Source organism: Allomuricauda sp. CAU 1633, from assembly GCF_017313225.1.
Taxonomy (GTDB): Bacteria; Bacteroidota; Bacteroidia; order Flavobacteriales; family Flavobacteriaceae; genus Flagellimonas.
The window spans coordinates 527,964-547,595 of record NZ_JAFLNE010000002.1 but is presented as its reverse complement, the minus strand read 5'-3'; the positions used below and the strand labels follow the sequence as shown (position 1 = coordinate 547,595).

Annotated in this window: 20 protein-coding genes; 12 read left to right on the top strand and 8 right to left on the bottom strand. The window is 42.4% G+C overall.

Annotated elements, in window-relative coordinates; all coding sequences use genetic code 11:
* Positions 1 to 167: 167 nt before the first annotated feature.
* From J0X14_RS07475 to J0X14_RS07465, 3 genes are read right to left on the bottom strand one after another with little or no spacing between them, the layout of a single operon-like run.
* A complete protein-coding gene (locus tag J0X14_RS07475) occupies positions 168 to 1,709 on the bottom strand; it encodes an acyl-CoA carboxylase subunit beta (protein ID WP_207097135.1) in 1,542 nt (513 codons plus the stop codon).
* Positions 1,710 to 1,714: 5 nt separating this feature from the next.
* Positions 1,715 to 3,157: an acetyl-CoA carboxylase biotin carboxylase subunit gene (accC, locus tag J0X14_RS07470; RefSeq protein ID WP_207097134.1), complete on the bottom strand. Its 1,443-nt coding sequence runs from the start codon at positions 3,155 to 3,157 to the stop codon at positions 1,715 to 1,717.
* A gap of 6 nt (positions 3,158 to 3,163) precedes the next feature.
* Positions 3,164 to 3,664 carry an acetyl-CoA carboxylase biotin carboxyl carrier protein subunit gene (locus tag J0X14_RS07465; protein WP_242527948.1) on the bottom strand — a complete coding sequence of 167 codons (501 nt, stop codon included), beginning with the start codon at positions 3,662 to 3,664 and terminating at the stop codon, positions 3,164 to 3,166.
* A 175-nt stretch (positions 3,665 to 3,839) separates the two neighbouring features.
* Between J0X14_RS07465 and udk the strand changes: the two genes are divergently transcribed.
* From udk to J0X14_RS07405, 12 genes are all read left to right on the top strand, one after another.
* Positions 3,840 to 4,448, top strand: coding sequence for a uridine kinase (gene udk / locus J0X14_RS07460; RefSeq protein ID WP_207097133.1), 609 nt, complete (start codon positions 3,840 to 3,842; stop codon positions 4,446 to 4,448).
* Between the two features lie 2 nt (positions 4,449 to 4,450).
* Complete coding sequence (locus J0X14_RS07455; protein ID WP_207097132.1) at positions 4,451 to 4,783, top strand: FtsB family cell division protein; 333 nt, start codon at positions 4,451 to 4,453, stop codon at positions 4,781 to 4,783.
* Positions 4,776 to 6,173, top strand: a complete 1,398-nt coding sequence (locus tag J0X14_RS07450; protein ID WP_207097131.1) for a methylmalonyl-CoA mutase subunit beta — start codon at positions 4,776 to 4,778, stop codon at positions 6,171 to 6,173. The genes J0X14_RS07455 and J0X14_RS07450 overlap by 8 nt, the downstream gene beginning before the upstream one ends.
* Positions 6,166 to 8,274 carry a methylmalonyl-CoA mutase gene (scpA, locus tag J0X14_RS07445; RefSeq protein ID WP_207097130.1) on the top strand — a complete coding sequence of 703 codons (2,109 nt, stop codon included), beginning with the start codon at positions 6,166 to 6,168 and terminating at the stop codon, positions 8,272 to 8,274. The genes J0X14_RS07450 and scpA overlap by 8 nt, the downstream gene beginning before the upstream one ends.
* Positions 8,275 to 8,409: 135 nt before the next feature.
* Positions 8,410 to 9,183: a ParA family protein gene (locus J0X14_RS07440; protein WP_207097129.1), complete on the top strand. Its 774-nt coding sequence runs from the start codon at positions 8,410 to 8,412 to the stop codon at positions 9,181 to 9,183.
* Complete coding sequence (locus J0X14_RS07435) at positions 9,184 to 10,089, top strand: ParB/RepB/Spo0J family partition protein (RefSeq protein ID WP_207097128.1); 906 nt, start codon at positions 9,184 to 9,186, stop codon at positions 10,087 to 10,089.
* A complete protein-coding gene (locus J0X14_RS07430) occupies positions 10,082 to 10,738 on the top strand; it encodes a DUF5683 domain-containing protein (RefSeq protein WP_317194432.1) in 657 nt (218 codons plus the stop codon). The genes J0X14_RS07435 and J0X14_RS07430 overlap by 8 nt, the downstream gene beginning before the upstream one ends.
* Before the next feature lie 3 nt (positions 10,739 to 10,741).
* The gene (dapB, locus tag J0X14_RS07425) at positions 10,742 to 11,443 is read left to right on the top strand and encodes a 4-hydroxy-tetrahydrodipicolinate reductase (RefSeq protein ID WP_207097127.1); all 702 of its coding nucleotides are present in this window, start codon (positions 10,742 to 10,744) and stop codon (positions 11,441 to 11,443) included.
* Positions 11,444 to 11,491: 48 nt separating this feature from the next.
* Entirely contained in the window at positions 11,492 to 13,240 is a 1,749-nt protein-coding gene (lepB, locus tag J0X14_RS07420) for a signal peptidase I (RefSeq protein ID WP_207097126.1), read from the top strand.
* Positions 13,241 to 13,297: 57 nt separating this feature from the next.
* Positions 13,298 to 13,657, top strand: a complete 360-nt coding sequence (locus J0X14_RS07415; RefSeq protein ID WP_207097125.1) for a four helix bundle protein — start codon at positions 13,298 to 13,300, stop codon at positions 13,655 to 13,657.
* Positions 13,658 to 13,675: 18 nt separating this feature from the next.
* Positions 13,676 to 14,323, top strand: a complete 648-nt coding sequence (locus J0X14_RS07410) for a WbqC family protein (RefSeq protein ID WP_317194437.1) — start codon at positions 13,676 to 13,678, stop codon at positions 14,321 to 14,323.
* Positions 14,316 to 14,624, top strand: a complete 309-nt coding sequence (locus tag J0X14_RS07405; protein WP_207097124.1) for a DUF6122 family protein — start codon at positions 14,316 to 14,318, stop codon at positions 14,622 to 14,624. Before J0X14_RS07410 ends, J0X14_RS07405 begins: the two co-directional genes overlap by 8 nt.
* Here the strand turns inward: J0X14_RS07405 and J0X14_RS07400 are convergent.
* From J0X14_RS07400 to J0X14_RS07380, 5 genes are all read right to left on the bottom strand, one after another.
* Entirely contained in the window at positions 14,613 to 15,539 is a 927-nt protein-coding gene (locus tag J0X14_RS07400; RefSeq protein ID WP_207097123.1) for an endonuclease/exonuclease/phosphatase family protein, read from the bottom strand. The two genes, J0X14_RS07405 and J0X14_RS07400, sit on opposite strands and share 12 nt — an antisense overlap.
* Positions 15,540 to 15,656: 117 nt before the next feature.
* The gene (locus J0X14_RS07395) at positions 15,657 to 16,520 is read right to left on the bottom strand and encodes a rhomboid family intramembrane serine protease (protein WP_207097122.1); all 864 of its coding nucleotides are present in this window, start codon (positions 16,518 to 16,520) and stop codon (positions 15,657 to 15,659) included.
* Positions 16,521 to 16,523: 3 nt separating this feature from the next.
* Entirely contained in the window at positions 16,524 to 17,279 is a 756-nt protein-coding gene (locus J0X14_RS07390; RefSeq protein ID WP_207097121.1) for a rhomboid family intramembrane serine protease, read from the bottom strand.
* Complete coding sequence (gene mutL, locus J0X14_RS07385) at positions 17,280 to 19,127, bottom strand: DNA mismatch repair endonuclease MutL (RefSeq protein WP_207097120.1); 1,848 nt, start codon at positions 19,125 to 19,127, stop codon at positions 17,280 to 17,282. It lies immediately after the preceding gene.
* Entirely contained in the window at positions 19,127 to 19,411 is a 285-nt protein-coding gene (locus tag J0X14_RS07380; protein WP_207097119.1) for a riboflavin synthase subunit beta, read from the bottom strand. Before J0X14_RS07380 ends, mutL begins: the two co-directional genes overlap by 1 nt.
* Between the last annotated feature and the right edge of the window lie 221 nt (positions 19,412 to 19,632).

Here is a 19,632-nt window from a genome sequence, read left to right as displayed (position 1 = left end):
TTGGTCAGGATTATATTCATAATGCGAAGCATTTCTGCATTTGGCGAGAATCTGCAGCTATATTAGTGGAAATTGGTGTAATTAGTGTCAAACCCTTCACCTTTAACCCAGGTAGTAGATTCTTCACTCCGTTCAGAATGACATTTTTAATCGAAGCTACAGAAAGCTTACAACGGAATATTCCCATGCTTACGCTTCGGCGGCTCCACATGCTTTTTCTCCAACATGGCAAAAGCCTTGAGTAATTTACGTCTGGTCTCTTTTGGTAAAATCACCTCATCGATAAACCCACGTTGTGCAGCACGATAAGGATTAGCAAATTTTTCCGCATATTCGGCTTCCTTCTCCTTCAATTTGGCCTCTGAATCATCCGCAGCAGCAATTTCGCGTCTGAAAATAATTTCACTGGCACCTTTGGCCCCCATCACCGCAATTTCCGCTGTGGGCCATGCGAAGTTAAAATCGGCCCCAATGTGTTTGGAGTTCATCACATCATAAGCACCGCCGTAGGCTTTTCGGGTAATGACAGTGACCCGTGGCACAGTGGCTTCGCTCAGTGCATACAATAATTTTGCCCCGTGCATGATGATACCACTCCATTCTTGGTCGGTGCCGGGTAAGAAGCCGGGTACATCCACCAAAACCAACAATGGAATATTAAATGCGTCACAAAAACGAGTAAACCGGGCTGCTTTTCGGGAGCTTTTCACCCCCAAAACTCCTGCCAAAAACATGGGCTGGTTGGCAATTATTCCGATACTTCTACCCCCCAATCGAGCAAAACCTACAATGATATTTTCAGCATAATCTTTATGAATTTCGTAGAACGATTCGGAATCGATTATCCCATTGATAACATCGTGCATGTCATAGGGTTTGTTGGGATTTTCAGGAACGATGCTCGACAATTCTTCTCGAAGTTCTTCGCCCAACTGATATTCCTGAAGTGGAGGAAGTTCTGTGTTGTTTTGGGGCAAGTACTCCATCAGTTTTTTGATGTCATCCAAACAGGCTGCATCATTGGAAGACGTTTTATGGGCCACCCCAGATTTAACGGCATGCGCACTGGCTCCTCCCAATTCTTCCGAAGTCACCTCCTCATTGGTTACAGTTTTCACCACATTGGGCCCAGTAACAAACATATAGCTGGTCTCCTCGACCATGATGATAAAATCCGTCATGGCTGGGGAGTATACGGCTCCACCTGCACAAGGCCCCATCACTGCGGATATTTGTGGGATTACCCCCGAAGCCTGAACGTTTCGGTAAAAAATATCAGCATAACCGCCAAGGGATTTCACCCCTTCCTGAATCCGAGCACCACCAGAATCATTCAATCCAATGATGGGTGCTCCTACTTTCACGGCCAAATCCATCACTTTGCAGATTTTTTCGGCATGGGTTTCCGATAAAGCCCCCCCAAAAACCGTAAAATCCTGAGCGTACACATAGACCAATCTACCATTGATGGTGCCATATCCAGTAACTACTCCATCTCCGTAATAGATTTCTTTATCCATGCCAAAATCGGTGGTACGGTGGGTCACCAAAATCCCCATTTCCTCAAAAGAACCTTCGTCCAACAGATAATGAATGCGTTCTCTTGCGGTAAGCTTTTTCTTTTGATGCTGTTTTTCTATCCGCTTTTCCCCACCACCCAAACGGGCCTGGGCTATTTTTTCTTCCAGTGCTTTTATTTTGGGGTCCATTGAATTTAATTTATAGGGATTTGTATCTTTTTTTTGTCCTCAAGATATTGGTACATAGCAACCAAGGCAGCTACTTCAGCTTCTTTGGCATTCTTTTCATGTATTTTTTCAGGAGAATAATAGTCTTTTACAAAATGGGTGTCAAAATTCCCTGAACGAAAGGCTTCGTGCGCAAAAACAAAGCTTCCAAAAGACAAGGTAGTCTGTACGCCCTTCACCTTATAATTCTGAATGGCTTCCAACATCAGCTCCATAGCCTCCTCACGCGTTTTACCGTAGGTAATCAATTTGGATAACATGGGATCGTAGTAAATAGGAATATCCATGCCTTCCCTAAACCCATTATCCACCCGAACGCCCTCTCCAATGGGCAATTGATAAGTCTCCAAAGTACCCACGCTGGGCAGAAAATCATTCAAGGGATCCTCGGCATACACCCGTAGCTCCAATGCATGTCCATTAATTTTTAAGTCTTCTTGTTTTATGGGAAGTTCTTCACCACGGGCCACCTTTATCTGCAATTCCACCAAATCAACAGCTGTTATAAGTTCGGTAACGGGGTGTTCCACCTGCAAGCGTGTATTCATTTCCAGAAAATAGAAATTATGGTCGGCGTCCATTAAAAACTCCACCGTACCGGCCCCTACATAATCACAAGCTTTAGCCACTTTGGTGGCCGCAATGCCCATTTCGTCCCTAAGTTCTTGGGTTAAAATCGATGAAGGTGCCTCCTCCACTACTTTTTGATGCCGCCTTTGGATACTACATTCCCGTTCAAAAAAATGGAGCACATTGCCGTGAGTGTCCGCCATCACCTGTACCTCAATGTGCCGTGGAGAGGTCACATATTTTTCCACAAAAACAGAACCGTCGCCAAAGGCGGAAGTAGCCTCACTGATGGCGCGTTTCATTCCAGATTCGAGATCCTGTTCTTTTTCCACAATCCGCATACCCTTTCCACCGCCGCCTGCCGAAGCTTTGATCAACACAGGATATCCGATCTCGTTGGCAATCTCATGGGCTTTGGCCACATCGGTAATGGCTTCGTCAATACCAGGGACCATGGGAATCTTGTATTTTTTCACGGCTTCCTTAGCTGCCAATTTGCTTCCCATAATGCGTATGGCCTTGGATTTTGGTCCGATGAACGTCAGTCCATTTTTTTCCACAGCTTCCGCAAAATCCGCATTTTCACTCAGGAAACCATAGCCAGGATGAATTCCGTCCACATGGAGCTTCTTGGCCACCTCAATAATTTTGTCTCCCTTTAAATAGGATTGGTTGGAAGGTGCCGGTCCAATGCATACAGCCTCATCGGCAAAAAGTACGTGGGGTGCGTTTCTGTCCACTTCAGAAAAAACCGCAACGGTACGAATACCCATTTTTTTTGCGGTTCTCATGACACGGATCGCTATTTCTCCCCGGTTGGCAATCAATATTTTCTTCATGGTATTTTATTGAAATTCAATCAAAAGCTGTTTTTTGTCCACGGCGTCACCCTGATTTACGGCAATTTTCTTGATGACACCATTTCGGGGGGAGGTAATACTATTTTCCATTTTCATGGCTTCCAACACCAAGAGTTGCTCATCCTCTTTCACTTCTTGGCCTTCTTCCACAGAAATATCCAAAATCAATCCGGGCATGGGAGCTGAAATGGAGTCGACGTTCTTGGCACCATTGGTAGCAAAACCCATTTTTTGGATAAGGTCATCCAAAGGTGTTTGAATGGAAACTTCATGTTCGTTTCCATTGATTCTGATGGTATACAATCCCTTGTTGAAGTCTTTTGAAAGAATCTCAATATGATAGGAGTTGTTCTCATTTAACACATGAAAGCTGTCTTTGCTCGATTTGATGATATCCAATTTGGAAATAGCATCCTTAGACAGCGGAAAGTCAAAATTGCCATCAACCTTGACCGTATATGAATTATCCATAAAAAAAGTTGCCATGGGTTACTAGATAAATATAAGATTAAGATCAAACCCACACAAAGCTACTGCCATTAACTTTCAAGGTTTATGATAACTGTCATTCATTTTACCGAAAATCAGTGCTACCTATGCAAAAGCATTGGTTGCTTGCAAATCTTATCAAATGCTTACTTTTGGGATTAAAATAATATCTATGCTGATCCTAGGGATAGCGGGGGGCACAGGATGTGGAAAAACCACGGTTGTCAACCAAATTGTGGACCAATTGCCGGAGAACGAAGTAGGCGTGATCTCCCAAGATTCCTATTACAATGATCTTTCACATTTGACCAGGGAGGAACGGGGAAAAATCAATTTTGACCATCCCAATTCCATAGATTTTGACCTTATGATTTCGCATTTGGAAGAATTACGGCAGGGGAAAACGGTGGACATTCCCGTCTACTCCTTTGTGGAAGAAACCCGCTTGGACGAAACCCTTTCCACGCCTCCCAGAAAGGTAATGATCGTGGAGGGCATTTTGGTGTTGAGCAATCCACAGTTACGGGATATGTTCGATATTAAAATATACGTGCATGCGGATTCGGATGAACGATTGATACGGAGGTTGCAACGGGATATTCGCGAACGGGGCCATGACCTTGAAAAAGTATTGACGCGCTACCAGACCGCGGTAAAACCCATGCATCAGCAGTTCATTGAACCGTCCAAGGAATTTGCAGACATCATCATCCCCAATAACCACTATAACACGGTTGCAGTGGATATGGTTAGGACCATTATCAACAATAAATTGGTGTAGGGATGGGGCTGAAGGAATTGCGAAAGAAAAAATGGTTCAAAATCATGACCAATATGTACATTTTGGTATTGACCATTTTTGTGATTTGGATGGCTTTTTTTGATACGAATTCCATGCTCATCCATTTGGAGCTCCGCAGGGAAATCAAAAAACTGGAGGAACAGAAAGAATTTTTGAAGGGCGAGATTGAAAAGGACAAGAAGGTACTGGAAACCTTATCGGATAAAGAAGAGCTTGAAAAGTTCGCCCGGGAAAAATACTACATGAAAAAAGAAGGTGAAGAAATTTTCCTGATTGAATACGAAGACAGCTTAAAAAACAAGGAAGATGAGTAATGTCGGTTTGTTTGATGAGTTCCCACCAGTTTCCGCCAAACAGTGGAAACAAAAGATTCAATTTGACCTAAAAGGTGCAGATTACAATGACACCTTGGTTTGGGAATCCTTGGAGGGCATCAATGTTAAACCGTTTTACCATGCTGAGGATTTGGGAGGTCTAAAAACCTTCAATCTTCCTAAAGGCCATGGCTGGAGGATTGCGCAGACCATTTATTCCGGTGATGTAGGGAAAGCTAACGCAAAAGCCTTGGATATTCTAAAAAAAGGAGTGGAGAGTTTGGTTTTCACTATCCCAAATGAGAACATTGACTTTGTTACCTTACTGAATGGAATTGATTTGGAAACCACACCGCTTCATTTCAATTTTCAGTTTTTGGGTGTAGAGCCTGTCAAAAAACTCATGGCATATCTTGGGGACAAAAAAACCCAAGTTCACCTGAATATAGATCTTATTGGAAATCTTGCCCGAAGTGGAAATTGGTGCCAAAACATGGGGAAAGACCACGCTATTTTAGAAGAAATCTATGCCGTCACTTCAAAGAAGGAGAGGGTCAGTTCCATTGGTATCGATACTTCACTCTACCAGAATGCGGGAGCCAATAATATCCAGCAATTGGCCTATGGATTGGCCCATACCAATGAATATTTGAATCATTTCAGCAATGTCATCCCGAGCGCAGTCGAGGGACACTTTCCAATCACCTTTAAAGTAGCCGTTGGCGGAAACTATTTCTTTGAAATAGCAAAACTGCGGGCGCTGCGTTGGCTGTGGAAGAGTCTGGCTTCTGAATATGGAATTAACAATGATTGCCATATCATTGCCATGCCTTCCAAACGAAATAAAACGGTGTACGATTATAATGTAAATCTACTACGTACCACTTCAGAAAGTATGTCTGCCGTTTTAGGCGGGGCCGATACCGTTTGCAATCTTCCCTACGATGCCATCTATCACAAGGACAATGAATTCGGGGAGCGTATTGCACGAAATCAATTGTTGCTTTTGAAGGAGGAAAGCTATTTTGAAGAAGCTTCCCAAATTTCCGAAGGAGCCTATTATATTGAATCGTTAACACAGCAATTGGCTGAAAAAGCACTCGTGCTTTTCAAACAAATTGAGAAATCAGGTGGTTTTTTGGATGCTTTGAAAAAAGGAACCATCCTGCAAAAAATAAAGGAAAGTGCTGCCAAGGAACAACAGTTGTTTGATGAAGCCCAATTGGTTTTGGTCGGGACCAACAAATTCCAAAACAAACAGGATTGCATGAAGGAAAATCTGGAGCTGTACCCTTTCGTAAAGACCCAGCCCAGAAAAACCCTGATAGAACCCATGATTGAAAAACGATTGGCGGAAACCGTGGAACAAAAAAGATTGAACGATGAGTAGAAAAGACCTTCAACAGTTGAAGTTGAGTTCAGAGTTCAGAGTTCAGGGTTCAGAGTCGGATAGTACTCATAACTCAAAACTCATAACTCATAACTTTCCTCATTCAGATTTTGCTGCGGGCATTCCACCTTTCCTACGCGGCCCCTACTCCACCATGTATGTTCGAAGACCTTGGACCATCCGACAATATGCAGGATTTTCCACGGCCGAGGAAAGCAATGCCTTCTACCGAAGAAATTTGGAGGCAGGCCAAAAGGGCCTTTCCGTAGCGTTTGACCTTCCTACGCATCGTGGCTATGATTCTGACAATGAACGTGTTGTTGGTGATGTAGGCAAAGCTGGAGTAGCCATTGATTCGGTTGAGGATATGAAAATTCTGTTCGATGGCATTCCTTTAGACCACATGTCCGTCTCTATGACCATGAACGGGGCGGTGATTCCTATTATGGCTTTTTACATTGTGGCCGCTGAAGAACAGGGCGTATCCATGGAACAACTCTCAGGGACCATTCAAAATGACATTTTAAAGGAGTTTATGGTGCGAAACACCTACATCTACCCACCTACTCCTTCCATGCAAATCGTAGCTGATATTTTTGAGTTTACCAGTCAAAATATGCCCCGATTCAATAGTATCAGTATATCCGGTTACCACATGCACGAAGCAGGTGCTCCGGCGGCCATGGAATTGGCCTATACCTTGGCTGACGGGATTGAATATATCCGAACCGGAATTAAAGCAGGACTGAAAATTGATGAATTTGCACCTCGGCTATCCTTTTTCTGGGGCATTGGAATGAACCACTTTACCGAAATTGCCAAAATGCGGGCCGGTCGGATGCTTTGGGCAAAACTCGTTAAGCAGTTCAATCCGAAAAATGAAAAATCGCTCATGCTCCGTACCCATAGTCAGACCAGTGGCTGGAGCTTAACGGAGCAAGACCCCTTCAACAATGTGGCCCGAACTACTATTGAAGCCATGGCAGCGGCGTTTGGCGGTACGCAGAGCCTCCATACCAATGCGTTGGATGAGGCCATTGCATTGCCTACAGATTTCTCCGCTCGAATTGCACGGAATACCCAAATTTACTTACAGCAAGAAACGCATATCACTCGTACAGTTGACCCTTGGGCCGGAAGCCACGTAGTTGAAAAACTCACCCAGGAAATCGCAGAAGAGGCTTGGAAATTGATACAAGAAGTTGAAAAATTAGGAGGGATGACCAAGGCCATTGAGGAGGGCATTCCCAAAATGCGGATTGAAGAAGCCGCCGCCAAAAAACAAGCCAGAATTGATAGTGCTCAAGATCTGATTGTGGGGGTGAACAAATATCGATTGGAGAATGAGGATGAGCTTCAAATTTTGGAGGTGGACAATGCAAAAGTTCGCCAACAACAAATGGCTCGACTAGAGAAAATTAAATCCACACGGAATGCATCCGAAGTTGAAAAAGCCTTGGATGCCATCCGAATTGCCTCCAAAAAAACTACCCAAAACCAAACCGACCGTGGAAATTTGTTAGCTTTAGCGGTACAAGCGGCCAAAGCACGTGCTACCCTGGGTGAAATCAGCGATGCCATGGAAAGCGCTTTTGGACGCTACAAAGCTAAAATTCAATCCTTTACTGGAGTGTATTCCAAAGAAATCAAAGACGACGAAAGTTTTGAAAGGGCCCGAAAAATGGCCGATGAATTTGCCGCTCAAGAAGGCAGAAGACCACGCATCATGGTGGCCAAAATGGGCCAAGACGGGCATGACCGTGGTGCCAAAGTGGTCGCTACAGGCTATGCCGACCTTGGTTTCGATGTGGATATCGGTCCATTGTTCCAAACCCCTTCCGAAGTGGCCAAACAAGCCGTAGAAAACGATGTTCACATTCTAGGAATTTCATCCTTGGCGGGAGGACATAAAACCTTGGTTCCCGAGGTGGTTCAAGAATTAAAAAAGCAAGGCAGGGAAGACATCATGGTCATTGTGGGTGGCGTCATTCCAAAACAGGATTATAAACACTTATTGGACAAAGGCGCAGTGGCCGTTTTTGGGCCAGGAACCAAAATCAGTAATGCTGCTATAGAAATCTTAAATATTTTGATGGATTAACAGCCCATAACAATCTCATAAATATAACTTTAACTTTCTTTAACGCAGATTGCCCCAGTTATTCACTCCCTGTTAACAAAATACATTTTTTGGCATCCTAAATAATCGTATTTTTAGCACCTAACTTACTATGAAATGGGCAAGATTATTGCTATTGCAAACCAAAAGGGCGGTGTTGGTAAAACAACCACTACGGTAAACTTGGCTGCCTCCCTTGGCGTTTTGGAAAAGAAAGTGTTGCTGATTGACGCCGACCCCCAGGCAAACGCCACATCCGGCTTAGGTATCGATGTGGATTCTGTGGAACAAGGAACTTATCAGCTTTTGGAGCACACCATGCGTGTGGAAGATGTCATCATTCCAACCGATTCTCCCAATGTAGATTTGATTCCAGCTCACATCGACCTTGTGGCCATTGAGATTGAATTGGTGGACAAAGACAACCGGGAGTACATGCTAAAGGAAGCGCTCAAAAATTTGGGGGATCGCTACGATTATGTCCTCATCGATTGTGCCCCATCGTTGGGATTGCTCACCTTGAACGCGCTTACCGCAGCAGATTCAGTGATGATTCCCATTCAATGTGAATACTTTGCGCTTGAAGGTCTTGGTAAATTGTTGAACACCGTAAAAAGCGTACAAAAAATACACAACAACGATTTGGACATTGAAGGCATGTTGCTGACGATGTACGATTCCAGATTGCGTTTATCCAATCAAGTTGTTGAAGAAGTAAAAAAGCACTTTGCCGATATGGTTTTCGATACCATCATCCAAAGAAATGTTAGGCTGAGTGAAGCACCAAGTTATGGGGAAAGCATCATAAAATACGATGCCAGCAGTAAAGGAGCCTCCAATTACCTTAACTTGGCCAATGAAATTTTAAAGAAAAACAAGGAGAAAGTTTAGATGGCGAAAGCAACCAAAAAACAGGCTTTGGGAAGAGGCCTGTCTGCTCTATTGAAAGACCCCGACAACGATATTCAATCCGTTTCGGACAAAAATGCGGACCAGGTCATAGGAAATGTGGTGGAACTGGATATTGATTCCATTGAGACGAACCCCTTTCAGCCCCGCTCCAATTTTAATGATGAAGCCTTGGAAGAATTGGCCAGTTCCATCCGGGAATTGGGCATCATTCAACCCATAACCGTTCGCAAACTCGATTTCAACAAGTTTCAACTGGTTTCTGGAGAACGAAGGTACCGTGCCTCCAAATTGGTGGGCTTGGAGACCATTCCTGCATACATCCGAATCGCCAACGACCAAGAGTCTTTGGAAATGGCCTTGGTGGAGAATATTCAACGCCAAGATCTCGATCCCATCGAAATTGCACTTTCCTACCAAAGACTCATTGATGAGATTCAAATCACTCAAGAAAAATTGAGTGACCGGGTGGGCAAAAAGCGTTCCACCATCACCAATTACCTTCGTCTTTTGAAATTGCACCCCATCATCCAAACTGGAATGCGGGATGGTTTCATCAGTATGGGACATGGACGGGCCCTTATCAACATCGACAAGAAAAAAGAGCAGATTGCCGTTTATGAAAAAGTGGTTTCCGATGGTCTTTCTGTTCGTGAAACCGAGCAATTGGTTAAATCCCTGAGAGAACCCAAAAGCGAATCCGGTTCAGGAAAAAAAGAAGCCAAAAAGGTACCGAGTTTTGTGACCAAGGGAGCTGATGTCCTTAAAGAACATCTTTCCACTAAAGTGGACATTACCGCTTCTGCAAACGGAAAAGGTAAAATTGTGATTCCGTTCCACTCCGAGGAGGAGTTTCAGCGTATTAAAAAACTATTGACAGGTGAATAAAAACCTCTTTTTGTTGTTCTTTTTTTTGCTGTTTCTTCACGTTGGCCTTTCCCAAGAGGATGAGAAAAAAGAAGAAGAGGCGCAACCGCAACCCACTGCCGTGGATTCTCTGGCCCAGAATTTGGAGGGCGAAGGCATCACCATTCAGGAGGTCACCTATGAAAAAAAACAAATCAATCCATTGGCCCCCAGTAAGGCCGCTTTTTATTCCGCAATACTCCCCGGATTAGGTCAAATCTATAACAAACGTTATTGGAAAGTGCCCCTAGTATACGGCGCCATAGGAACCGGGATCTATGTCTATTCCTTCAACAATACAGAATACAGAAGGACAAGGGATGCCTTTAAAAGAAGATTGGCTGGCTTTGAAGACGATGAGTTTTTTGATATCAACGGGGATGGAAGTGGCCCAGATGTATCGGATGAAGCCTTGCAAGATGCCCAAGAGGCGCGGCAACGAGACAGGGATTTGGCCTTGGTAATCACCATAGCCATGTACGCTTTGAACATTATTGATGCCAACGTAGATGCGCATCTTAAACAATATAATGTGGATGATAATCTGTCGGTTGATTTTAAACCGTACTTGGATTTGAACCCAATGACCAACCAACCCAATTATGGGATGGCCCTGGTCGTAAAATTTTAGCATATGAGGATAGGTTTGTTCGGTTATGGCAAAATGGGTAGGATGATTGCCGAAATTGCCCAAAGCAGGGGGCATGAGATTGTTGCAAAGGTGGATGTGGATACTACGGATATAGATTATGCTTCCATGGATGTTGCCATAGATTTTAGTACACCTGATTCCGCTTTTGATAATATTACAGGCTGTTTTGAAAATGGGGTTCCTGTGATTTGTGGCACAACAGGTTGGTTGTCCCAATACAATGAAGCCGTGGACCTATGCCAAAAAAATAAAAGTGCCTTTATCTATGCCTCAAACTTTAGTTTGGGGGTGAACATCTTTTTTGAACTGAACGCACATTTGGCCAAAATGATGTCCAATTTGGAGCAGTATAAAGTGTCCATGGAAGAAATCCATCACACTCAAAAATTGGATGCCCCCAGTGGAACTGCCATTACCTTGGCAGAAGGCATCATCAAAAACACGGGGTATACCGAATGGCAACTGGAAAAGTCCGGTGATAAAATCATTCCCATTGTATCAAAACGGGAAGGCATGGTTCCGGGAACACACAGTATTTTCTATGAAAGTAATGTGGACAGCATTCATATAAAACATGAGGCCCATAACAGGGAGGGATTTGCCTTGGGCGCGGTCATTGCCGCAGAATGGATTCAAGGAAAAACAGGGGTTTTCTCCATGAAGGATGTGTTAAACCTAAGCTAAAAAACGTAACAACAACATAGACAAAAAGTCTAACAAAGAAACTTTCACATGAACGGCACACAATGGATCATTTTTATCTTGATCATCCAAGTCATCCATTTTTTGGGAACTTGGAAGCTATATATAAAAGCGGGACGTAAGGCTTGGGAGGCCGCCATTCCAGTTTACAATGGCATTGTCTTAATGAAAATCATCAACCGTCCTTGGTGGTGGGTGATATTGCTATTCATTCCCATCATCAATTTATTGATGATTCCCGTGGTATGGGTGGAGACCATCCGAAGTTTTGGAAAAAACACACTTTTGGATACTTGGTTGGTGATTCTTACCCTTGGCCTTTATATCTACTATATAAATTATGCTGAGGATGTCACCTATATCGAGGACCGGAGCCTAAAACCTCGTACCGGATTGGGGGAATGGGTAAGTTCTATTGTCTTTGCCATAGTCGCAGCCACGCTTGTACACACCTATTTTATTCAACCCTATGTGATTCCCACAGGTTCGTTGGAACGTACCCTAAGGGTTGGGGATTTTCTCTTTGTGAGTAAATTCCATTATGGGGCACGTGTTCCCATGACCACTTTGGCCGCGCCCATGGTGCATGATACACTTCCCGTTTTTAAAACCAGGTCCTATTTGGCGGATGTAGACCCAGAAACTCATAAAACTTCTTGGATCAACAAATTGCAATTACCCTATATGCGCTTACCGGGCTTTGAAAAGGTAAAGAAAAACGACATTGTGGTGTTCAGTCTTCCTTCCGATACCCTGTATCAGTTTTTTAAGGCACAAAAAGCGGTGATAAAGCCCATTGATAAGAAATCAAATTATGTAAAACGTTGTGTGGGTACTCCCGGAGATTCCCTTGCGGTGATTGATGGTTATGTTCACATTAATGGAGAGCAATTAACGCTATCAGATCGTGCCAAACCCATGTATGAGTATAACATTTATGCTCAGAAAGGGGTTTCAACACGACTTCTTCTAAGCCTAAATATTGATGAGTTCAGTAGAACTTATGTTTCAAACAGCCCTTTGACAACATCACAAATACAAGTTTTAAGAAACATGGGGTATGGTGTATTTTCCCAAAACTCTCCTGATGTTATCATTACGGATAGTAAAGGAATCCAACCCGAAACCATTCGAGCCGTACGATTATCCTTAAAAGAAATCACAGGAAGGGAACGAAATGCCAATATGACCAATGAAATGGTCACTGCACTAAGAAAAGACCCTGCCATTGATTCTGTGGTAAAAATCATTGACCCCAAAGGCAGTTACGGTGGGAATATATTCCCACAAAAACCCAATCTGTACCCTTGGAACAACGATAATTTTGGTCCTATTTATATTCCAGAAGCCGGTGCCACGGTTGACATCAACGCCAAAACAATTCCCCTATACAAGAAAATCATCCGGGATTATGAGCACAATGATGTAAAGGTGACTGGACAAAAGGTTTTCATCAATGGAGAAGAAGCCACTTCCTATACCTTTAAACAGGATTATTATTGGATGATGGGCGATAATAGAGATCACTCAGAAGATAGTAGAACCTGGGGCTACGTACCCGCGGACCATATTGTGGGCAAGCCCGTTTTCCTTTGGATGAGTTTTGACAATTTCACAGAAGGGATTGCCAATTGGAGACCACGTTGGGAGAGAGTTTTCACCACCGTAGGTGGAAGTGGGGAACCCGTATCGTACCGTTGGTACTTTGTTGCTTTGATCGTGGGTTGGTTTGTGTTTGACTTCTTTAGAAAACGCAAAAAGAAAAAAGAAAATGGTTAATTCGTTAATTTGTTCATCCGCGAATTTGTTTATTTGTTTATCTGAACAACTTAACCTATGTACACCTATTCTTTTGAAAAACTTGAAGTATGGAAAGAATCCAAAGATTTTACCAAAGAAATCTACAATGTAACATCTACCTTTCCAAATGATGAAAAATTCGGGTTAACATCACAAATGAGGAGAGCGGCTGTTTCAATCTGTTCCAATATTGCTGAAGGATCTACGCGAAGAACCAATAAGGACAAAGCGCGTTTTACCACAATTTCCTTTGGTTCTGCGGTAGAAATCTTAAATCAATTAATTTTAACGGTTGAACTTGGGCTACTAACTCAGGAAAGCTACAAAGAGCTGAGGTTGAAATTGGAAAGTATAACAAATAAACTCAACGCTTTGCGGAACCACCAAACCAAATAGCGAGTCAAACTTCAAACTATCAAATCAACAAATCAACAAATACTAATCCACCCCACTTATTTTCCAAGTATCGCCACGTTTGCCGTACTGAAGCAAAAAGAAATGGTTTGGGAAGCCCATGACAATTTTCAGAAACAAACCTATCGGAATCGTTGCTATATCTGTACCGATAAGGGAAAACATATGCTCAACATCCCCATAAAACATGTTGGGGGACATGAAGGGCGTCAAAAATATACCGATGTTGAACTGGACAACACCTACGATTGGAAAAAGGTACATTGGCGAACTTTGGAAACTGCCTATAGGACTTCTCCATTTTTTGAATTTTATGAAGATGATATAAAACCTTTGTACGAAGGAGATCAATCATCTTTGTACGAATTCAACCTTGCAACCATACAAGCTATATCCGATTGTTTGGGGCTGGAATTTTCCAAGCATACAACTTCATCTTATGAACTTCAGCCAAAAGACTCCTTTGATGCTCGGTTTTTGGTTGAGGCCAAAAAGAAACTTCCGGTAAAAATGGAACCTTACACCCAAGTTTTTGGTGAACGCCATGGCTTTATCCCCAATCTAAGTATCTTAGATCTTTTGTTCAACGAAGGCACCAATACGCTTTCCTATTTAAAAAATCAGTCTATAGACTTTTTAAATGTATAGGCATATCCTACATTACGGCATTCATTTTTTGGTTCCCATTCTTATTGCTTTTTTCTTTTTTAAGGAAAACAGAATCAAGGTTGCACTTATTCTTTTGGCCGGAATTGTAATTGATGTGGATCATCTTTGGGCCAACCCTTTATTCGACCCCAATCGCTGTAGTATAGGTTTTCACCCCCTACACTCATATTGGGCTATTTTGGTGTACTGCATTTTACCCTTTTTTAAAACCACCCGAATCATTGGCTTGGCACTCATTCTCCATATCATTGCCGATTTGGTGGATTGCCTATTGCAATGATGCTATTCGCAAAGTGGCCATAACGGGATAGTGGTCGGATAATTTTTCGTTGAAATTTGTATGGGAAATCACTTGATAATTCGGCTCGGTTAAAATGTAGTCAATACGCAATGGGATTTTCCACAAATTGTATGTTCTTCCAAAACCTTCTCCTTTTTCCAAAAAAGTATCGGTCAAATTCCCTTTAACAATTTTATACACGTTGGAAAACTGGGTATTGTTAAAATCACCGCATAAAATGGTGGCATATGGACTTTGTTTCCGGTGGGCATCAAAAATCTTGGCTTGTTCCAACTGTTTGTCAAATGTACTGACCAATCGCCGGTAGTTTTTTTCGGATTGACCCTCAGAGAAAGTTTCCGCCGAAGGGATGATCTTAAAGGATTGTAGATGCAGGTTATAGATCCGTACTGTGTCTTTTCCATATAGAATATCTGCGTAAACAATATTATTGGCGGTATCTGGAAGATCCAACGAACCGTGCCCAACTATTTCATATTTTGAGAGTATGGTCTGGGCAGATTTACCGGCAGGAGAATATCGAATCTCCCTACCATACGGATATTGGTTCAGTTGTTTGTAACGCATACTCCTGCTATCATGCTCTTGAATACACAGAATGTCAGGGTCTCTATCCTTTATAAAGCGTATAATCCTATTTCCTATGGTAGAATCCTTACTCCATTCATTCTTGTTGAATCCCCGTACATTGTAGGTCATAATTTTTAAATCTGATGACTCTGCTTTGCCTGCTTCATTTCCCATCCCATAAAATGAACCAAAAACAACATATCCAATCATCAAAGTAATCAAGGACAATAAGAATTTCTTTTTTCTTTTATAGATCCAGTATCCCGCAAACAAAAGATTAAGAGCAAAGAGCAGTGGAACAAACAGGCTCAGTACAGAAAACATAGGAATCACCTGAAAAGTCAGATACGAAGACAGGGAAGTTATAAGCAAGAAAAAAGCAATCAATACATTGATTGCAAAAATAATCCTGTCAGCTATTGAAGTTGTTTTTTTCACAGCTCAATCCTCCTTACCTGCTTTGAATAAAAAATCCTTTTCTTCCTTGGACAGACTTTCATATCCCGATTTACTGATCTTATCCAGAATGGTATCTATTTTTCGTTGACGGGCTTCCTTGTCATATTCCGCTGCGCTCTTTTTTGAGGCATTCTTCCTATAAACCGTTTTCATAGGCGCCTTTTTCTCTTTAGGTTTAAAGAGTTGGGCGATGGCTTCCCAAACTTTGGCAAATCCTGAACCAATATCTTTTCCTTTTAATAATTGTCTCGCATATACATAGCCCAAAAAAGCACCTCCCAAGTGGGCCAATCTGCCCCCAATATTTCCACCGATAGGAATCTGTACCAAGTCTATCAAAACAAAAAACACCCCTATGTACCACAATTTCACATTAAAGAAAATGACTCGTACTTCCTGATCGGGAATATAGGCACAAATAAAAATCAGTACAGCGGTGACCCCAGCAGAGGCCCCTATCAAAGCCGTATTGGTATTTAAAAGAGTTGGAAATACGTTGTAGCTCAGTAGAAATACCAATCCACCGATGATCACTCCCAAAAAATACACATTGATGAATCGTTGCGCATCAAAAAGATTGAGGAAAATCCGTCCGGTAAAATACAGCATCAGCATATTCCAAAAGATATGTCCAAGCCCCCCATGAAAAAAAGAATACGTCACCAAAGACCAAGGTTGACCAAAAAAGTCCATAAAACCTTTTGGCAAATGGAACCATTGGGAGACTGAATACCCCAAAAGTGCCGTGGACAAACCATCCAAAATAAAAATCAACACATTGATGACTATCAGCTTTTCAGCGATATTCATCCGCGTTATATAATATTGTATTCCTCCGCTCGCCATAAATCAATCCCAACGATTTTGGTTAAACTGGTTCTTTTTCCAGTACCACATTATAATAAAACCTGTTATAGCACCCCCAACATGGGCCATGTAAGCGGTGTTACTTGGGCTAAAAAATGATTGTCCTGTAATCGCCGAAATAACATCCAGCAGAATAATTCCAGGGATGAAGTATTTGGCCTTAATTGGAATAGGCAAGAAAATCAGCATAAGTCTTGCCTCGGGATTCATCATTCCAAAGGCAGCCAATATTCCCATAATACATCCAGAAGCACCCACCATTCTTGCATAATATATTGAAGCGTATTCCGGCATAACCGACCTCAACGTGTTAACCTGCAATTCAGTCAAACCATCCTGAAGTTGGTTAGTAGACAACATTTGCATGATTTGCTCATTTGAGAGTCCGGTACTGAGCATTTCAGATTGAGCCGGTAAGAAATTAAAATAATAATACCCCAATTGAAACAATACGGCTCCCAATCCAGCAGAAAAATAGACAAATAAGAATCTATTCCTGCCCAAAACCCGTTCAACGGGAGTTCCAAACATCCAAAGAGCAAACATATTAAACGCTATATGCATAAGACCTCCATGCATAAACATATGGGAAACTATTTGCCACACATGAAAATTTTCATTTTTTGGAAACCAAAGGGCAAGCCATTGCTCCATTTGGGCTCCATATATCTGCGTGGCAAAAAATAGGATCACATTAATGATCAATAGGTGCTTTACGGTTTCGGTCATTCTACCCATCTAACTGAATTTTTTATCGATATCTCCTTCGGAGATAATGGTATACGTCAATTTTTGAAACGGACTCAAGTTAGGTTCCTTACAAGCGAACAAATTGTTCACCAAGGCCTGTTGTGATTCCTGATCTAAAGATTCCCCAGTTCGCACCGCCAAGTTTTTGGACAGTACTTTTGCCAGCACTTCGGCCTGCGAAAGGGAACCATCGGTGAACCCATCTTGATAATCCGCTATCAAGCGATCCAACACCGTGCCAATCCCACTTTCGGGGACCACCAACGGCACACCTGTCACTTTTACAGTTTCTTCCTCCAAACTTTCAAAGGCAAAACCAATATTTGTTAGACTATCCTTAATTTCTTTTAATATGACCAACTCTTGTTTACTGAAATTCAATTCCAAAGGAAACAAAAGTTGCTGACTCACTCCTTCCTTTACGGTGATTTCACCTAAAAATTTTTCAAAAAGAATGCGCTCATGCGCCCTATTTTGATGGATGACCAACATTCCCGATTTTACCGTGCTCACCACATATTTACGCCGCAGTTGAAACGTAGTGGCCAAGTGTTCTTCCAAATCCGTATCCGAATAGAAGGTCCCCTGCACTTCCCCCTCAGATTCAATGGCCACACTGCTGAACGCTTCAATATCCACATCACTTTCAAGCCCTTCATATAGGCCTTCCCAACCTTTGCTGCTCTTTTTTTGAAAACTGCCCCCGCTACTCCGTCCCGTTGAAGTATTTTGAAATGGATTAAAGGTTGGGTCTACCGTGACTTTGGGCAGTGTTGCCCCTTTTTCTTTGTAGGCATACGGTGTATCCAGATTGGGGTCATGGTCAAAATCCAAGACCGGGGCCACATTAAACTGACCCAAACTGTGCTTTATGGTCGACCGAAGAATGGCATACAGTGTATTTTCATCATCAAACTTCACTTCGGTTTTTGTGGGATGGATATTGATATCGATGGAGGCCGGGTCCACATCCAAATACAAGAAATAGCCTGGGTACATGTCTTGTTTGATGAGTCCTTCAAAAGCGGCCACTACTGCATGATGCAAATATGGACTCTTGATAAATCGGTTATTGGCAAAGAAAAACTGCTCTCCCCTGCTCTTTTTGGCAAACTCGGGCTTGCAAATGAATCCTGAAATCTTCACCACTTCCGTTTCCTCATTCACAGGCACCAAGCGACTTTCCATCTTACTTCCAAAAATATGGGCAATACGTTGACGGTGCTTGCTCTTGGGTAGATTAAAAATTTCAGAGCCATTGTTATAAAAATGAAACTCAATATTGGGATGTACCAAGGCCACTCGATGAAATTCATCCGTAATATGCCTCAATTCCACCTGATTGGATTTCAAAAAATTACGACGTGCCGGAATATTGAAAAAGAGGTTTTTTACAGATATGGAAGTGCCAATTGGCGTGGCCACCACATCCTGGAAAACAATCTTGCTTCCTTCAATTTTTAATTGCGTACCGACTTCCTTGGATTCGGTCCGAGTTTGCATATCCACATGCGCAATGGCTGCAATGGAAGCCAAAGCCTCACCCCGAAACCCTTTGGTCTGCAAGTTGAACAAATCCTGTGCGGAGGATATTTTGGAAGTGGCGTGGCGCTCAAAAGATAAACGGGCATCGGTTTCACTCATGCCTATGCCATTGTCCACCACTTGAATCAAAGCCTTACCTCCATCCTTTACAATCAATTTAATGGTAGTGGACCCCGCATCAATAGCATTCTCCAGCAACTCCTTCACTACAGAAGCTGGCCGTTGAACCACCTCCCCTGCTGCAATTTGATTGGCAACATGGTCCGGTAAAAGTTTAATGATGTCGGCCATTAGGGATTCAGGAATATCGATAAATCAAAGTCGATCACAAAAAGGAAGAGCAGTACCAAAATGGCCACAATGATGACAAAACGGAGTTTTAGGTTTTTGTCCCCTTCTACCTTTAGATCATCCATGGCAGAATTGACCTTATTTTTGAGTCCTCTTTTTGTATTTGCTGTACTTCGGAATTTATCTAGTTTGTGTTCTATTTTAAAAGGATTGCCCTCGCCCTTGTAATAGCGTGGCGAATAATTGAACTCCTTATTTTTTCTGAGCTTTAGCGGGTTTCGCATGGTATCCTTTTCCGTGTAACTTCAAAGGTACTCAAAATAGAAAAAAGGCATTGGGGACTGCTCCCAAAAAATGTTAACAGGGGGACAGGTTCAAGTGCAAGTTCAAGAATCAAGAATGAACATAGGGGTTCCCTAATTTTATGAAATTGAACTTTTGAACAGTTGGATTACTGGAATATTGGATTTTTTGAGCTTGAGCTTGAAACCTGTACTTGAACTTA